The organism is Paenibacillus sp. FSL H8-0261, from assembly GCF_045040645.1.
Taxonomy (GTDB): domain Bacteria; phylum Bacillota; class Bacilli; order Paenibacillales; family Paenibacillaceae; genus Paenibacillus_AQ.
In genome coordinates this window covers 916,448-932,729 of sequence record NZ_CP150297.1, presented here as the reverse complement: position 1 = coordinate 932,729, position 16,282 = coordinate 916,448, and the positions used below count along the sequence as shown (strand labels likewise).

Below are 16,282 nucleotides of genomic sequence, written 5' to 3'. Positions count from 1 at the left end.
TCTATTTAACGTCTGTCATGTCATAAAGACTCGTCTGACCCTTAACGAACCGATCATAAGCAACCAGTGCATACATCGCTTGATCCGTAGCCATAAGATCTACTTCTCCTGGTTTCGCGCCTCCGTTACCTACTCCACCCTGCTTCACGTGATAAAAACCACCTTCAGGTGCAGCAAAGCCTAGCAACGCATCTACCGCTGAACGTCCATTTTTAATAAATCTGGAATCCTTATGCGGATCTATACCAAGTCCAGTTAAAGCTACGATAACCTGAGCAATGCTCTCGGAGTTCGTAGATTCCCAGCTTGCATAACCTCCGTCTGCTGTTTGTGTTTTGGATAACCAAACAATTCCTCGATCTACAGCAGCCGTTACTTTGGCATTCGTTTTGTAATAAGGGGTCAAGCCTTGAATAACCATCCCCGTAATATCCGGATCGGCCGCAGTAGCATTACTGCCTAGTGCCCATCCGCCACCACTGATCTCTCTGCCTAAAATGTAATCAATGAGCATCTCTCTTGTCGTTTGTGTCTTTACATTCTTAACCACTGGAATTTCGTAATGGTTACTGTCCAGTGCGATCAGAGCAAACACAGGACCATTAATACCTTGCTTGATTACAGTATCAAAATCCGCGAGCGGTTCCAGTAGGTTATAACCCGCCACTTTATCAATATTTTTGCCGATTGAAGTTAATGCCAAAATAACTCTATCATATTCCGTATATTTTACGCTATGCAGCTTCCCAGCTTTTTCTTTAAGGGTGGCTTCTACATTCGCATAGTACTTAGCGTAATAACTATCTGGAACCTTCACACCAGAACGTGCCAGCCCGAACACTGTCCAATCCCCGCCAACCGAGGAGATGACCGGGTTTGTTACTGTTTTTTGCAAAAAGGCTGCTGTGTTCTGAATATATGGACTAACTGCTTTGTCGCCACTCTTATAATCATGGGTTCTAGAAGCTACAACAGCAGCCATTTCTCTAGTTACAAGCTCTTTAGGCTTAAACTGATTATTATCACCTAACATAAGTCCGGTGGCAACAATGGTTTCCACATCTGCTTTTGCCCACGCAGACACAGTATTGATATCTTTAATAGCTGTCCCAGGCTTCGTAGCCGGGATTGATAATGCTCTGACAATAATGGCTGCCATTTGTTCGCGAGTAATCTTATCATTTGGCTTAAATTCATTATTAAAGCCTGTAATTAACCCTGCTTTATGAGCAGCATTCACATATGGATAGAACCAATCTCCCAGAGCGACATCCTTGTAGGTAATTCCTTTGTCACTCTTGATATCAAGTTCCAATGCTGATACTAGGATCTTAGTAAATTCTGCTCTTGTAATGTGATCTTTCGGATTTACCTGACCATTGTTACCTTGGATGTACCCTTTTACTGTAGCTGTTTCAATCGCTGAGAACGCCCAGGATGAGATCTTATCGGCGTCTTTATACACTTGCTTGATATCGTTAGGAGTCGCTGTTGGAGATGGACTCGCTGTCGGGTCACCCGGTTTAGCGATATCACCTGGAGCTGGCGTACCACTTGGTTTTGGTGTAGCAGATGGGGTTGGAGTTGGGCTCAAAGTTGGCATCGGTGCATTTAGATCCACACCCAAATTCGTAGTATAACGCCACTGAATTCTATCCCCGGCACTTAGGTTATATGAAGATGCACCATAATTAGGATATTTTCCATTCACATTATACATCCATCCACTACCGCTACCATGGTCAAATTCTCCATCACCAGCTATGGATTCAACATATACACTTCCAAATGTACTGTTCCAAGAATATCTATAGTCGATATCGCGGCTATCTAGCACTCTCTCTAGTACAGACCACACTGTGTCACCAGATTGTAGCTCTACCTGTACAGAAGGAACAACATATCCCTTCTTAATTGTAAGCTTATCCACGGATAGGGTTACATATGGTTTCGATGGAGTGGTTCCTCCACCATTGCCACTACCACCGTCGCCACCAGGTGTCTGAACTACACTGGATGTGTACGCAATGTAATCAGTGAAGTGATTGGTTTTTACGATTAAATCATTTCCATTATCGTAGGCATACTCTGACTTGCCGCTTGCCAAACCTAAGGCGTCACTTGCAAATTTTTGAATCGCATGAGGTGCACCATTTTGAATATAAGCTACATCTTTTCCTTTAAGGTCCTTAAAGGTTAATGTGATAAATTGACTGAATTCTACTCTTGCGCTGCCACCCATAGAAAAAGCTTGAATAATGCTCTCCAGCTTCTTATCCTGGGAAATAATCTGATTCAGACTATCTTTTAGTGCAGCTTCTGTGCCTGTTAAAGGTGACATTAGTTCAATCGCTGCGGCATTTCCACTTGTAACTTTTGCACCCTTAGGAATGACTACAGATACGTCACCTTTGGTAGCCTCAATCTGAGGAAGATCGCTGTTATTAGGTAAACTAACACTAACCTTCGATTGTTGACTTTTAGGAATAACTACCGTTATTTCCTTGTTGCTATCTCCTGTGCTGATCGGAACGATATAATCATGAGCATCATCATTGATTACAACTTCCGGCTTATCACCAGAAGGTAACGGAAATTCTTTCGGACCCTCTGGTTGTACAGGTGGTTGTTCAATTACCACATCATTCATATCAAAGAGACGGTTACTGTGATTAATCAGACGATCATAGGACACAAGTGCATACGTACCTTGGTCCGTAGCCATCCCATCTACTCTTCCGGTGAGAATATGCTTAAATCCACCATCCGGATCAGCAAAGGTAAGCAGTGCATCAATCAGTGAATTTCCCTTTTTAACAAACCTTAAGTCACTGTGCGGATCTATGCCTACGCCAGTTAAAGCAACAATGACCTGCGCGATGCTCTCACTGCTTGTGCTTCCCCAGCTTGTAAATCCACCTTGATCATTCTGTGTGCTTGATAACCATGCAATCGCGCGATCCACAGCAGCTTTTACATTAGAATCCTTTGCATAGTAAGGCGCAAGTGCTTGCATCGTCATTCCAGTGATATCGGTATCGGCTTTAGTACCAAATAACGCCCATCCACCAGTTGGTGCTTCTTTTTCTAAAATATACTGAACCAGTTTTTCTCTTGTGGTTTGATCTGTAACGCCTTCTACTACAGGAATATCATAGTTATGACTATCTAAGGCAATCAGCGCAAATATGGGACCATTAAGCCCTTGCTTCTGAACATATTGAAAATCTGCAAGTGCATTTCTTAGATCATACCCTGCAACATTCGTGATATCTTTTCCAATCGAGGTAAGTCCTAGAATCGCTCTTGAATGCTCTGTGCTTTTAGAAGCGTCCAGTTTTCCATCCTTCATTAGCTTAGCTACTTCAGCAGCTACATTATTATAATAAAGATTGTAATAGCCACTTGGAACCTCGAAGTTGGCCCGTGCTAGAGAAAGAATCGACCATTCCCCGCTACCTGTTCCAAAAGACGGATTTTTTACAGTGTTTAGGATATAGGCAAGGTTTTTATTTAATTGTTGTTTGGCTACAACGGTAGTAGGTTGTTCAAATGGAACATCATTCATGTCATAGAGACGGTTGCTATTATTGATCAGACGATCATAGGATACGAGTGCATATGTACCTTGATCCGTAGCCATAGCGTCTACTTTTCCGGTGAGAATATGCTTGAATCCACCATCCGGCCCAGAGAAGCTAAGTAAAGCATCTATAAGTGAATTTCCTTCTTTAATAAACCTAGGGTCACTGTGCGGATCTACGCCTACGCCAGTTAAGGCAACAACAACCTGTGCAATGCTCTCACTGCTTGTGCTTCCCCAGCTTGTAAATCCGCCTTGAGCATTTTGTACACTCGATAACCATGCAATCGCCCGATCCACGGCAGCTTTTACATTAGGATCCTTTGCGTAATAAGGCGCAAGTGCTTGCATCGCCATCCCGGTCATATCGACGTCGGCTTTGGTTACACCTAAAGCCCAGCCCCCGGCATCTGCTGCACCTTTTTTAACTTCTCTATCTAAGATGTACTGAACCAGGTTTTCTCTTGTGCTTTGATATATAACTCCCTTCTCATCAGGATCAGGGAATAATACTGGAATCTCATAGTTATGACTATCTAGTGCAATCAGAGCAAATATGGGACCGTTGTTCCCTTGCTTCTGAATATATTGATAATCAGCGAGTGCATTTCTTAGATCATGACCTGCAACATTCGTGATATCTTTTCCGATAGAGGTAAGTCCTAGAATGGCTCTGGAATTCTCTGTGCTTTTACTAGCGTCGAGTTTTCCATCCTTAATTATCGTTGCTATTCGCGTAGCTACATTGTTGTAATAGAGATTGTAATAACCGTTAGGTACTTTGTAGTTCGCACGTGCTAGAGAAAGAATCGACCATTCTCCGCTACCTGTTCCAAATGAAGGATTCTTTACGGTGTTAACGATGTAGGCCAAGCTTTTATCTAACTGTTCTTTAGCAGTGATTTTATAAGTAACCTGATAGGTTACATTATCTGCTTTGTTTCCTGCGCCATCTATAGCTGTTACTGCGATTACGTTACTACCTGGGTTTAGAGATGCTTTGTACTCACCATTAGTAGCTGACAGAACGACTTGGTTCAGCTTTACTACTGGAATAATGTCTTTATAGACATTGTCTGTAACCACTACTTTGAAGCTTACATCTTTACTGGATACTTCCTGTTTATCTTGTATACCTTCTATTGAAATCGTAGGCTTCTCTGTATCTGGCTCTTGTACTAGCGCATTAATCTGCTCTACTAGAGCTTGATCAACCTCTGTTGTTACAACTGCACTATCGGCAATTGCTTCATTCGCATGAGCCGGGATTACGCTTGTAGAGAACGTTGTAATAAATACTGCTACAATAAGTAACCAAGCTAAAAACTTATTTTTCTTCATGTTTCCATAACCCTTCCCTTCTCTTCCTATGTTAAAAAACAGAATAAACTTTCATAGCACTACAAAAAAACCACTCAACATAACGTCAAGAGGTTTAAGATAGTGAACCGCAACAATAGCAGGCATATACTATATCAAACACCTCTCTATCGCTCGTAGAGTTTAACGGTGTATCAGAAACAGGCAGATATTCTGGCTCAAGTATCATCACCCTTGCTACCTTCCCAGTTTCCCAGTGGTACCTTGCAAGGACTCCTCTTTCACAGCGGCGGGACCGCGCGGGATTCACACCCGCTTTCCATTTAACCAATCTATGATTGTATTTCCGAAACATTCATAATTGGCACCTATTGCTAATATTAATTTTTCCATGCTTCATCATATCTAATATATATGCTTTTGTCATGCAATATTTGTTTTTTGTATAACGAGTAGTTAGCGATAATCCTATTGAATATCAAATCATTTTAACCACAATATACTCTTTTTCTCTCAGCTCAAAACCATCCTCCAGTGACAAAGAGACCAAATCAAAGATTCGATCATACTTTTTATTACGTGGGAGCCCTTCTTCCTCAGCCCAGCATGTATAAAGCTCAAACTCGGCACCAGATACCCCATAATCTGTCATAAGCTTAAATAACTCCTTACAACACTTGAGTGAGGCGTTATACGATCCCGGTAGAGTATCTTTTAGCTTAGAGAGAAGCCACCCCAATTCGGTGAAATCCGGTACACATACGGACTCCGAAAATGCTTGCGAATCTCATCGTTCCAATACCCAAGTTCCTCTATAAAAATTCCCGCTGCATCTTCTTCCGAGTCATATACAAGACAGTCCTCATCTCTTAAATGAGATAGATCTGCGATGTCATCCAAAGGAATTATGCCTTGCAGGCGCAGAGCCTCTCTTTGTTTCTTATACTCCAGGGAATTTTTCACTTCATTATATGTCTTTGCTGACAGTACACTGCCTCTTTCTCCTAACGGAAGCTCTGTAGCCGAGCCTATGTAATGAAATCTGCTCACTGGATTGCCCTCCATAACTTTGGAATCACTTCAAATCACTAATTCATATATGAATTTACCACAAATTAGTAAGGTACTCACAGCAAATGTTCTATGTTAGGGTATTTGGTAAGCGTTTACAACAAAATATTGGAGGTGTACGTGTTCATCTAAGCACCAAAGTACTAAGGAAGGTCAGGTTTAAGCATCCTCAAAAATGATCTTACAAAGGAGAATTCAATGACTACTCGAATCCAGAAATCCTTCTTATCATTGACCCTTGTCACCGCTCTTCTGCTCTCTTTGTTCTCATCCATTGCCGCCGCTGCTACTAAGGACGAGCAACAAGCTAAGGCAGCACCAAAGAGTAAGATCCAATCCTATGTAGACGATATGCAGCCCGGATGGAACCTTGGCAATACTCTAGATGCTACAGGTGAGGATGAAACCTCCTGGGGCAATCCGCGTGTGACCCAAGAACTGATTAAGAAAATCGCCGCACAAGGCTACAAAAGTATCCGTATTCCTATCACTTGGGATTCACACATAGGCGAAGCACCGAACTACACTATTGAAAAAGCTTACCTCGACCGTGTCGAAGAAGTTGTAGGCTGGGCGCTGGACGCCAAGTTATATGTAATGATTAACGTCCATCACGACTCCTGGTTATGGGTAAGTCATATGGAAGAGAAGCATGATGAGACACTGGCGCGTTATAATGCAGCATGGACTCAAATTGCGGACCGCTTCAAGGATAAATCCGATAAGCTGATGTTCGAAAGCATCAATGAACCCCGCTTCACAGATGGCGGAAGCACCGATGAAGCGAAGATGGAGCAAATGCTTACAGAGCTCAACACTTCCTTCCATCAGATCGTTCGGAACTCCGGTGGAAAGAATGATGTCCGTCCGCTAGTTCTACCTTCATTAGAGACTTCTCCTACGCAACCTAGAATGGATCAGCTTTACAAGACGATTACAGCTCTTAAAGATCCGAACATAATCGCGACCGTTCACTACTATGGCTTCTGGCCGTTCAGTGTGAATATCGCTGGTTACACCACGTTTGAAAAAGATACAAAAAACGATATCATCCAAACTTTTGATAACGTTTACAATACATTTGTAGCTAAAGGTATTCCTGTCATCGTCGGTGAGTTCGGACTACTGGGCTTCGATAAAGACACAGGTGTGATTGAACAAGGCGAGAAACTGAAATTCTTCGAGTATCTTACCTATTATTTAAAAGAAAAGAAAATGACTTCCATGCTCTGGGATAACGGGCAACATTTCAACCGCAAAACGTATAAGTGGTCCGATTCCGAGTTCCACAACGTATTAATGTCTGGTCTGAAGGAACGTTCCTCCAGCACCGAGAGCGATCTGGTCTATCTAAAAAAAGGTGCAACGATCAAAGACACCAAGGTGAAGCTGAACCTAAACGGCAATAAGCTAACAACGATTAGTGTAAATGGGAAATATTTAACCAAGGGCAAAGATTACACCTTGAATGGCGAGGAGCTCACACTCAAGGCCAGCCAACTCAAAAAACTCACAGCTTCGCAAAAATACGGTGAAAATGCCGTGCTAACGCTGAAATTCAACAAAGGTGTTGCGTGGAGACTAAAGATCATCGTGAATGACACTGCCAAATTAAGCGATGCCAAAGGGACGACTGAATCGTTTGCGATTCCAACTACCTTTAACGGTAACCAGCTTGCCACGATGGAGGCTGTCTATACCGCTGGTGGCAATGCAGGCCCGCAGGACTGGACTCCATTCAAGGAGTTCGGCAATACCTTCTCTCCCTCTTATAACACGAAAGAAATCAAGCTGCTACCAGCGTTCTTTAAAGATGTTAAAGACGGAGAGGTCATCTTGAAATTCCACTTCTGGAATGGTGATATCCTTACGTACAAGATCACGAAGAGTGGAACAAACGTTGTAGGAAAGTCTTCTTAGCTTTCGCTGCATAACAAAAATAGGAGTGTCCCTTCACGGGGACACTCCTACTTTTAAGTACATCATACGTATACTTCTTCATACGTCATCAACATCAAGCGATAGACCAGATATACTCCAAGATAGGCTCCTGTCAAAAGGAACATCGGATTCAGAAAAATCGCATGGATCGAGGTCATAAATACTGTGTTATCTCTTAATATTTCATATATGGCTAGGGCAGAAATATTACCTAAAATAAGCGTAGATAACACAGAAGCGACATTAAAAACAATACGCCACTTTATCCATTTATGTTGTATCATTAGCATCACGATGGGAACCACTATACTGCCAAATACGATTAGAAATTTCATCTAGCCAGCCACCTCAGTATCTCTTTTAATCCTCCAGTTCAACACTTTCGATTTGCCCCTCGGCATTCACTGTCCACTCGATATCAACACCTGGCATCAATCCAAGCTTGTCCTCATCTTCGATCACTACATGATCGGGAATGGTTATGCTTTGCTCTCCCCCACCTTCGACTTTAACGGTAACCTGTTTACCTTTAGACGTAGTAATCCTCCCATCATATTCAATCTGCTGCAAAACAATCTTTTGAGTCGCATCCGTTATGGTAACCCGCTTGCCGCCGTCTGTCAGCAGCTCAATCTTTTTATGATAGCCATCCTTTAAAGCAACTTCCTTAATCACCCTCTTAACACTAACACCCGCCGGAAGTCCCTCTGTATTTGTACCGGACGAGGTATTGGGTTGTTCAGTGGCACTGTTCGTAGCTGCAGGTGCAGTGGCTTCTGTTGTAGGCGTTGGAGTTACTTGTGTGGTTTCATTGGCAGCTTTAGAGCAGCCACTTAATAGGACGGTGCAGGCACAGATCAAACAAAGAATTGAAGTTCGAATCTGACGTTGTGAATTTCCTTTATTCTGTGTCATCATTTACCTCCGCATTTAAATTTCTTCCAGTTCTATTTTGTGAACATAGTTTTACCTCTTCCCTTCCTTTTATACCCCAACTTCCCCATATAAGATCAATAGAATGGTAACAATTCATGAACATATCAAAAAACCGCCCTGATTTAAGATCAGTGGCGGTCCTTGTAAATTAAATTATTTGCTGCCGGTAAACGTAATTCCCTTTATAAAGAAGCGGTTGAAGAATGCATAAATAAGTAGTGCAGGTAGGGTAAACACCATTGATGCAGCCATAATATAATTCCAGTGGCTAATATACTGGCCCTTAAAAGTATTGAGACCAAGTGTAAGTGTGAACATCGACTTGTCTGACATGAACATCAGTGGCTTTAGAAATTCATTCCATGCACCCATGAATACAAAGATCGTCTGAGCCGCCAATGCGGGGATAGCTAGTGGCAGAGCAATGCGGAAAAATGTGCCGAACTTATTTAGACCATCCATCTCGGCAGCCTCCTCCAGCTCTTTCGGAAAGCTCAGGAAGAATTGCCGCATCATAAAGATGAACGTCGCATTTACCATCATCGGCAACGTCAGTGCGGCATAAGTATTCAATAAATCAAGCTGTTTCATGATCAGATATGCAGGCACGATAGTCAATTGGCCGGGAATCATCTGTACGGCCAAGATAAGAAAAAACACAACCTTGCTGCCTGTAAAATCAATACGTGCAAGCGCATAACCCGCCATAGAGTTGAACAAGGTATTGCATAGCGTTGAAACTACAGCGATGAGTGCACTGTTGAACATCCATCTGAGGAACAGCGGCTCCTTCACGAAGATGTCGTAATAGTTCTGGAAAGTGAACTGTTTTGGAATAAAGTTGATACTCCCTGACACAATCTCGCTTAACGGTTTAAACGATGAGGATAGTGCCCATAGGAAAGGTATGACCGTCACGCACCCATATGCGAATAACAGGAAATACAGAACCACCTTAACCCCTTTGGAATAGTTAATTACCACCTGATCGTCCTCCTAGTTCAGCTTCTCTTCGGAGAATAGCTTCCGCTGGATCAGCGTTACGATCATAATGACCGCAGCCAGCATGACAGCGAGCGCAGAAGCGTAACCGAAGTCGAGATTTTTAAACGCATACTGATAGATAAGCAAAGCCACCGTTAAGGTAGAGTTATTCGGGCCGCCGGAGCCTGCCGAAAAAATATACGATTGATCGAATAGCTGAAAGGTACCAATGACTCCCATGACTACCGTGAAGAAGGTCGCTGGCTTAATCATCGGAAGCGTAATAGAAATAAAACGTCTAAATCCTCCTGCCCCATCCAGCATGGCCGACTCGTACAATGCATCAGGGATATCTTGCAGTGCAGCTAAGAAGACTACCATAAAAAACGGAGCAGTAGACCATATATTCATAAGCATGATCGCCTTAAGAGCGACCGCCGGATCTCCAAGCCAGTTGTAACCATGCAAACCTACGAACTCAAGCACACGGTTCAGCAGACCGTTTGAATTGTAAATCCACATAAAAATAAGTGACAATACCGCCGAGGAAGTAACCGTCGGCATAAAAAATACGATTCGGAAGAAATTTTTAAATCTAAGCTTAGCATTCAAAATAACGGCTAATAAAATAGCAAATGCAGTCTGCAAAGGTACAACGAACAGCGCAAAGGATGCCGTGTTTTTCAGTGCAATCCAAGCTCTCTCGTCACCGGCCATACGTGTAAAGTTATTGAATCCAACCCACTTGTAACTGACATCACCAAGTAAATTTACCTTATGTCCTGATAAATAGAGCGAATAAAAAACTGGCAGGAACAAAAAAGTGCCCAGTACAAGAATAGTAGGAAGCAGGAACAGATAGGCCGTCACATTATTTCTTAGCTTCTTTCTAAATGTTGAGACTTGAGTCATGCTTCACTTTTCCTTTCGTATCAGAATGAAAGAAGGAAGGGGTGGTCCGAAGACCCTCCCCCTTCAATCCGTTTATTTTGCTGCTTCAATTTCCTTATTCGCTACATCTTCAGCTTTCTTCATTGCATCCTCAAGCTTAGAGTTGCCCATAAATGTATCTACAAATTGGTTATTGAAGTTATTAGTGATGGTAGGCAACGTAGATGCGGCTTGCCAAGGCGTTGCATAGGAGGCACCCGCTACAATTGCTCCACGCAGTTCATCCTTGTCGTAGCCCAGCTCCTGTGCGACCGATTTCCGTGTAGGAAGTGCGAACCCTTTGCTGGTCCAGGTCTTCATTCCGTCCTTGCCTGTCAAGAAAGAGATTAACTGCCAAGCCGCTTCTTTCTTCTTCGATTGCTTGTTCATTACATAAGCTACCGTAAAGGCCATTGTGCCTTTAGTGCCGTTCACCGTTGGAAGCTCAGCGGTAGCATAATCCAGATCCTTATAGTTGGATTCCAGGAATGGAATCGCCCAGTTGCCTTCGAATACGATAGAAGCCTTGCCTTGCCCGAACATTTCTCCACCCCAGCCAGCACCTACTTCCTTAGGCTCACCGGAGGATTTGTCAACGTTATGCATATCTACAACAAGCTGAAGACCTGGTAGTGCTTCCGCAGATGCGAAGGTTGCTTTGCCTTCTTCGTCAGAAACTTTTCCACCGAACGCTTGGATCATGAACATCTGACGTGCAAGCTCAGGAGCAACGCCGAAACCATAACGAGTGATTTTATCTCCTTCTTTTTTAGTCAGCTTGATCGCGTCTGCTTTCAGTTCATCCCAAGTTGTTGGAGGAGTCGTAATTCCCGCTTCGGCAAAATCCTTTTTATTGTAGAACATAGCGAGGGTAGAGAAATCCTTAGGGAATCCGTAAGATACATCATCCTTCTTAAAAGCATCAACCATTGGCTGTTCAAAGTCTGCAACATCAAACTCAGGTGTCACATAGCTGTCCAACGGCTCAAGCACATTAGCTTCAATGAGACCAGGTGCCTCAAATGCATCCAGATAGAAGACGTCCGGACCTTCTCCACCTATGAGTCTAGTCTTGATAACATCCATATATTGATCGGCAATCACTTCGTAATTTACTTTCACATTCGGATATTTAGCTTCGAACTCCTTCAGCGTCTGATTTAACAGATCCTGCTCTTCAGGACTCGCTCCCCAGCCTGCAAGTGTAATCGTAACCGGCTCATCCGTTGTCGGTGCTGCTGTTTCTTTATCTGTGCTATTGTTTGTTGCTGCCGTTCCTGCGTTACTGTTTGTTTTGTTGCCACCACATGCGGTCAACAATAGTCCAGCAACCAGCATCAAAGATAGAATTATTAACCCCGATTTTCTCATTTTCAATACAACCTCCTTAGTATTGTCAGGCTTTTTATATAAAAAAATTACGTATTGCCTATAGAATCACTAGTTCATAACCTGTCTGGTTAGATAAAATCTCCAGCTTTGGCTCGTTATCCACACGACTAACTCGCAGGCTGAGCGTGCCATTGCCAATCTGTAATTGCTCCACCTTTAAGTCATTCATACCGTTTAGAAGTGCAGGCTTGATCGTAATCTGCCGGGTTAGAGCATTCGGTTGAAGACCAAGCAGCGCTTGCACGAAGGTCAATGGTGTTCCAGCCGCCCATGCTTGTGGAGAACAGGCTACCGGATAAGGAACAGGAGCACCGAGCTGGTCACCGTAACCACAATACAATTCAGGCAATCTGTAATATTCAAATTGGTCAGCTGCATTCAGTAATCCTTGCATAACGGTGATTGCTTCCTCTGTGAACCCGGACTGACTTAGGCCAAGCAAACAGAGTGAGTTATCATGTGGCCATACACTTCCGTCATGGTAGCTCATCGGATTGTAACCTGTAGCCGCAGTACTCATAGTCCGAATACCGTATCCTCCGAAGAGATCAGGGGCTACTAGTCTTGCCGCAACTGCTTTTGCCCGCTCTGGCGAGGCGATTCCTGACATTAGAATATGTCCTGCATTCGAAGTAACGGAGTCTACCCGTTTCTTATCCTTATCCAAGGCGATTGCATAAAATTGCTCATCATCCATCCAGAAGTCTTCCTCGAAACGGGTTCGCAGCTGAGCTGCATCTTTTTCCATAACCTCTGCCTGTTCTTCGTGACCTAAGCTCTTGAAGATAGGAGCAAGTCGAGTCAGCGCCTGATACACATAACCTTGAACCTCTACTAGCGCGATCGGGGCCTCCGCATAATCACCATTACTATGAATGACGGAATCCGCAGAATCCTTCCAACCTTGATTGGCAATTCCCTTGGATGACTTCTGATAATACTCCACAAAGGAATCCTTATCATAATCGCCATATTCTTTAATCCAATTCAATGCAGCGTTGAGATGCGGCATTAAAGAGCTAACAAAATCAAGATCTCCTGTCCAGTGGTAATACTCTGCCGTAAGCAGCAGGAACAGAGGTGTTGCATCGATTGTGCCGTAATATGGTGTGAACGGAACCTGGTTAGTAGCCGCTAATTCTCCATACCGGATTTCGTGCATCACTTTGCCTGGCTGCTCGTCGCGCCACTCATCTTCCTTCTGCCCTTGGTAGGCAGCCATTGTAAGTAAGGTTCCCTTAGCAATTTGAGGATTCAAAGATAACATCTGCAGCGCTGCAATCAGGCTGTCGCGTCCAAAGGGAACGGAGTACCAAGGCAAGCCTGCAACCGGAAACTGCCCATAACCAAGGTCTGTTAGCAGCACCCGTAAATCTTGAACACCTCGATGGTACAGCTTGTTAAATAACGGCATATCACTGCTGATGGAAGTCGATGAAGCATTCCAACTAGCGTAAGATGCTCTGAGTTTATTCATTGCTTCCTTAGGTTCATGCTGCAGCGGCTCGTTGCCATCTATCATCGGAGCAATAAAGAAAGCGATTTCAACACTCTCCTGATGCTTCAGCTCGACATCGAAATGAACCTCACCTGTCTCGCTTATTCGGCTTTCCTGAGTATCCCATTTCACCTTGGTTTCTCTCAATAACTCATCTGCCCCGAGATAACTGATCACTCTTTCACCTGAAGCACTTCGTTCACCCGTCTTACTTCCTAGCTTTCCATGCTGAAACCCACGAATCACGAACATATCTGTAAAATCTGCATCTAACAGCACAGAGAAATCGAATTGGATTGCTTTTGGATAATAACTTGTTAACTTGAAGGTCTCATATAGTGCACCCTCATAAATAAAGCGTGTACGTTCGATTTCTACAGACTCACGCCACAAAATCAATTTACCGTCTTCCTCCATATGAGGATTGGTAAGACGAATGGTAGAGATATAATTCTCATCGGCAGCGGAGGATAACAATATCGGTCGCTGATTATTAATTCGGATTTCCATTCGGCTTAAGAAACGGGTATCTCTGGTATAGAGACCTAGACCCGATTGATCATTGTCCGGTATGTCTCCACTTTTGTCCGTCATTAGAAACAGATCATTTTCTTTAATAACTCGATAATTCAAAACTTCCCCTCATTTCTTCGCTGTGTATCCGAAACGTTTCGGAAAAAGCACAAAAAAATATATGTCTTCAGATAATCGAATGCTCTACAGACTTACCAAAACGTTTCGGATAAGGTATAATCGAATTATAAATCATGATGAAAGCATTTACAAGATGCATTTTATATTTTATTTTTTTAATATTTAAATACTACATATTGCCTTATTGTCCCTAAATATGAAGGAGGTATCCTAATGGTTACTATAAAAGATATTGCCAAAGCCGCCAGCGTATCCGTAACTACCGTCTCCCGAGCCTTAAATGGTTATGACGATGTTAACGAAGGTACCCGGCTCAAGATTAGAACTATTGCAGACCAATTAGGCTATAGCCCTAACATGGCTGCCAGATCGCTTATATCCAAAAAAACAAAGACGCTGGGTCTCCTACTCTCCAACGTTACAAGAGATAGCTCCAAAGACAATATAGCCTTTGAAGTATTATGCGGGATCAATGATCGTTCAGGAGAGCTGGATTATGACCTTGTACTCTTCAGCACAACCCCGCAAAAGCAAAGAGTGAAATCCTATAAGACTTTATGCCAAGAAAGAGGTGTAGATGGTGTCATTATTATGGGGATTCGACTGGATGATCCCTATCTCAAAGAAATCGTATCCTCTGATATTCCTTGCGTGCTCATTGATATTACACTTGAAGGGCCAAATGTCGGTTATGTCACCTCTGATAATACAAAAGGGGCGCTTCACGCAGTAACTCATCTGCTAGAGTCAGGACATCGCCATATTGCTATGATTAACGGACATACCCAAGCAGATGTAGCACTTCTTCGATTAGAAGGTTACCGTCTCGCCCTTGAGAATTACGGTATTCCCTTTGACGAATCCCTTGTATTTAACGGATTATTTTCCGAACAAGGAGGAAAAGAAGCTGCTCAGCAGATGATGTCCAGCCATCCTGAGGTCACTGCTATTTTTTGTGCAAGTGATTTGATGGCGCTTGGAGCTATGCAGGGTGTGAAGGAAGCCGGAAAATCGGTGCCCGAGGATATTTCAATTATAGGTTACGATAATATTGATCTGACAGCGTATTGCACACCAGCTTTGACTACAGTGAACCAACATAAATACGAGTTAGGAACTAACGCTGCTCAGATCCTCATAGATCTACTAGAGAAACAACAAGCCATTCATCATGTCATGCTTCCTAGCGAGCTAATAAAAAGAGATAGCGTTCGTACCCTTTAACATCATGAGGAACTCATTAACAATAAACAAGGATATCCCTTCATTAGGGACATCCTTGTGTTGTTTCAAATCGTGAATCAATACTAATTTATCACAGCGTCATAGCACGCCCATATCTAGCTAAATACTCTTCCTTCTCCTTATAATCCGGCATGAGGCTTCCAACCTTTCGCCAAAAAGAGCGGTCATGATTCATATGAAGCAAATGACACAGTTCATGAATGATTACATAATCGATAACCTCCACTGGAGCCATCGCTAGGCGATAGTTAAAGGTTAGCTTTTTATCCGAGCTACAGCTTCCCCACTTGGTTCTAGACTCTACAATGTCAATGGTTTTAGGCTTTACTCTAAGCTGTGTTTGATATTTATTGATCCGTTCACCTACAACCTTCTTACAGCTAGCGAAATAGAATTTCTTCAGCTTAAGTTTAAGCTCTTCCTCATTTAAATCCCCTGTCTCTATTAGCTCTTGCAGCGAATAATATTTGCCTAGATACAGGAACTTACCCTCGTCTTCATACTCTTTGAGCTTTGGTGTTTCTCGGTTCGCTTCAATACTTTGCAGCTTCTCCACTATTAATTTCCCATTACGCTCTACCACGCTTTTGATCGTCTCTTCACTTGTTTTCTTGGGAGCTTTGAGCGTTATACGCCCTGAAGAATCTATGTGAATGGAGATTTTCTTGCCGTTTCCATATTGAACATTAAACTCGATCACCTGATTGTCGTACTCAATCTTCATACCC

12 protein-coding genes and 1 riboswitch are annotated in these 16,282 nt (G+C 43.0%); of the genes, 2 read left to right on the top strand and 10 right to left on the bottom strand.

Features of this window, described 5'->3' with window-relative positions; all coding sequences use genetic code 11:
- Window position 1: 1 nt before the first annotated feature.
- The 3 genes from MHI27_RS04060 to MHI27_RS04050 all read right to left on the bottom strand — a co-directional run bounded on the left by MHI27_RS04060 (window position 2) and on the right by MHI27_RS04050 (window position 5,953).
- Window positions 2-4,924 (bottom strand): S-layer homology domain-containing protein, encoded by a 4,923-nt coding sequence (locus MHI27_RS04060; protein ID WP_405175664.1) that lies wholly within the window; start codon window positions 4,922-4,924, stop codon window positions 2-4.
- Between the two features lie 164 nt (window positions 4,925-5,088).
- Window positions 5,089-5,290, bottom strand: a riboswitch (cobalamin riboswitch).
- A gap of 91 nt (window positions 5,291-5,381) precedes the next feature.
- Window positions 5,382-5,555, bottom strand: a complete 174-nt coding sequence (locus MHI27_RS04055) for a hypothetical protein (protein WP_405175663.1) — start codon at window positions 5,553-5,555, stop codon at window positions 5,382-5,384.
- Window positions 5,556-5,617: 62 nt separating this feature from the next.
- On the bottom strand, window positions 5,618-5,953 hold the full coding sequence (locus MHI27_RS04050) for a hypothetical protein (protein WP_405175662.1): 336 nt from the start codon (window positions 5,951-5,953) through the stop codon (window positions 5,618-5,620).
- A gap of 219 nt (window positions 5,954-6,172) precedes the next feature.
- On the opposite strand from MHI27_RS04050, the gene MHI27_RS04045 reads away from it, so the two are divergent.
- A complete protein-coding gene (locus MHI27_RS04045) occupies window positions 6,173-7,894 on the top strand; it encodes a cellulase family glycosylhydrolase (protein WP_405175661.1) in 1,722 nt (573 codons plus the stop codon).
- Between the two features lie 62 nt (window positions 7,895-7,956).
- Here the strand turns inward: MHI27_RS04045 and MHI27_RS04040 are convergent, their stop codons facing one another.
- The 6 genes from MHI27_RS04040 to MHI27_RS04015 form a co-directional block, all read right to left on the bottom strand.
- Window positions 7,957-8,250: a transposase gene (locus tag MHI27_RS04040; RefSeq protein ID WP_283910265.1), complete on the bottom strand. Its 294-nt coding sequence runs from the start codon at window positions 8,248-8,250 to the stop codon at window positions 7,957-7,959.
- A gap of 25 nt (window positions 8,251-8,275) precedes the next feature.
- On the bottom strand, window positions 8,276-8,833 hold the full coding sequence (locus MHI27_RS04035) for a hypothetical protein (protein WP_405175660.1): 558 nt from the start codon (window positions 8,831-8,833) through the stop codon (window positions 8,276-8,278).
- A gap of 171 nt (window positions 8,834-9,004) precedes the next feature.
- On the bottom strand, window positions 9,005-9,829 hold the full coding sequence (locus MHI27_RS04030) for a carbohydrate ABC transporter permease (RefSeq protein ID WP_042193304.1): 825 nt from the start codon (window positions 9,827-9,829) through the stop codon (window positions 9,005-9,007).
- A gap of 18 nt (window positions 9,830-9,847) precedes the next feature.
- Entirely contained in the window at window positions 9,848-10,747 is a 900-nt protein-coding gene (locus MHI27_RS04025; protein WP_042184949.1) for a carbohydrate ABC transporter permease, read from the bottom strand.
- A gap of 72 nt (window positions 10,748-10,819) precedes the next feature.
- Window positions 10,820-12,136, bottom strand: coding sequence for an ABC transporter substrate-binding protein (locus MHI27_RS04020; RefSeq protein WP_405175659.1), 1,317 nt, complete (start codon window positions 12,134-12,136; stop codon window positions 10,820-10,822).
- 58 nt (window positions 12,137-12,194) lie between these two features.
- Entirely contained in the window at window positions 12,195-14,288 is a 2,094-nt protein-coding gene (locus MHI27_RS04015; protein WP_405175658.1) for a glycogen debranching N-terminal domain-containing protein, read from the bottom strand.
- Window positions 14,289-14,522: 234 nt separating this feature from the next.
- On the opposite strand from MHI27_RS04015, the gene MHI27_RS04010 reads away from it, so the two are divergent.
- On the top strand, window positions 14,523-15,533 hold the full coding sequence (locus tag MHI27_RS04010; RefSeq protein ID WP_405175657.1) for a LacI family DNA-binding transcriptional regulator: 1,011 nt from the start codon (window positions 14,523-14,525) through the stop codon (window positions 15,531-15,533).
- A 91-nt stretch (window positions 15,534-15,624) separates the two neighbouring features.
- On the opposite strand, the gene MHI27_RS04005 is transcribed toward MHI27_RS04010, so the two are convergent.
- The gene (locus MHI27_RS04005) at window positions 15,625-16,278 is read right to left on the bottom strand and encodes a M48 family metallopeptidase (RefSeq protein WP_076286153.1); all 654 of its coding nucleotides are present in this window, start codon (window positions 16,276-16,278) and stop codon (window positions 15,625-15,627) included.
- Between the last annotated feature and the right edge of the window lie 4 nt (window positions 16,279-16,282).

What these genes read in the sequence shown, in the direction of transcription:
- MHI27_RS04060 (WP_405175664.1), bottom strand. Translation starts at nt 4,924, where the DNA reads ATGAAGAAAAATAAGTTTTTAGCTTGGTTACTTATTGTAGCAGTATTT.
- MHI27_RS04055 (WP_405175663.1), bottom strand. Translation starts at nt 5,555, where the DNA reads ATGACAGATTATGGGGTATCTGGTGCCGAGTTTGAGCTTTATACATGC.
- MHI27_RS04045 (WP_405175661.1), top strand. Translation starts at nt 6,173, where the DNA reads ATGACTACTCGAATCCAGAAATCCTTCTTATCATTGACCCTTGTCACC.
- MHI27_RS04040 (WP_283910265.1), bottom strand. Translation starts at nt 8,250, where the DNA reads ATGAAATTTCTAATCGTATTTGGCAGTATAGTGGTTCCCATCGTGATG.
- MHI27_RS04035 (WP_405175660.1), bottom strand. Translation starts at nt 8,833, where the DNA reads ATGATGACACAGAATAAAGGAAATTCACAACGTCAGATTCGAACTTCA.
- MHI27_RS04025 (WP_042184949.1), bottom strand. Translation starts at nt 10,747, where the DNA reads ATGACTCAAGTCTCAACATTTAGAAAGAAGCTAAGAAATAATGTGACG.
- MHI27_RS04020 (WP_405175659.1), bottom strand. Translation starts at nt 12,136, where the DNA reads ATGAGAAAATCGGGGTTAATAATTCTATCTTTGATGCTGGTTGCTGGA.
- MHI27_RS04010 (WP_405175657.1), top strand. Translation starts at nt 14,523, where the DNA reads ATGGTTACTATAAAAGATATTGCCAAAGCCGCCAGCGTATCCGTAACT.
- MHI27_RS04005 (WP_076286153.1), bottom strand. Translation starts at nt 16,278, where the DNA reads ATGAAGATTGAGTACGACAATCAGGTGATCGAGTTTAATGTTCAATAT.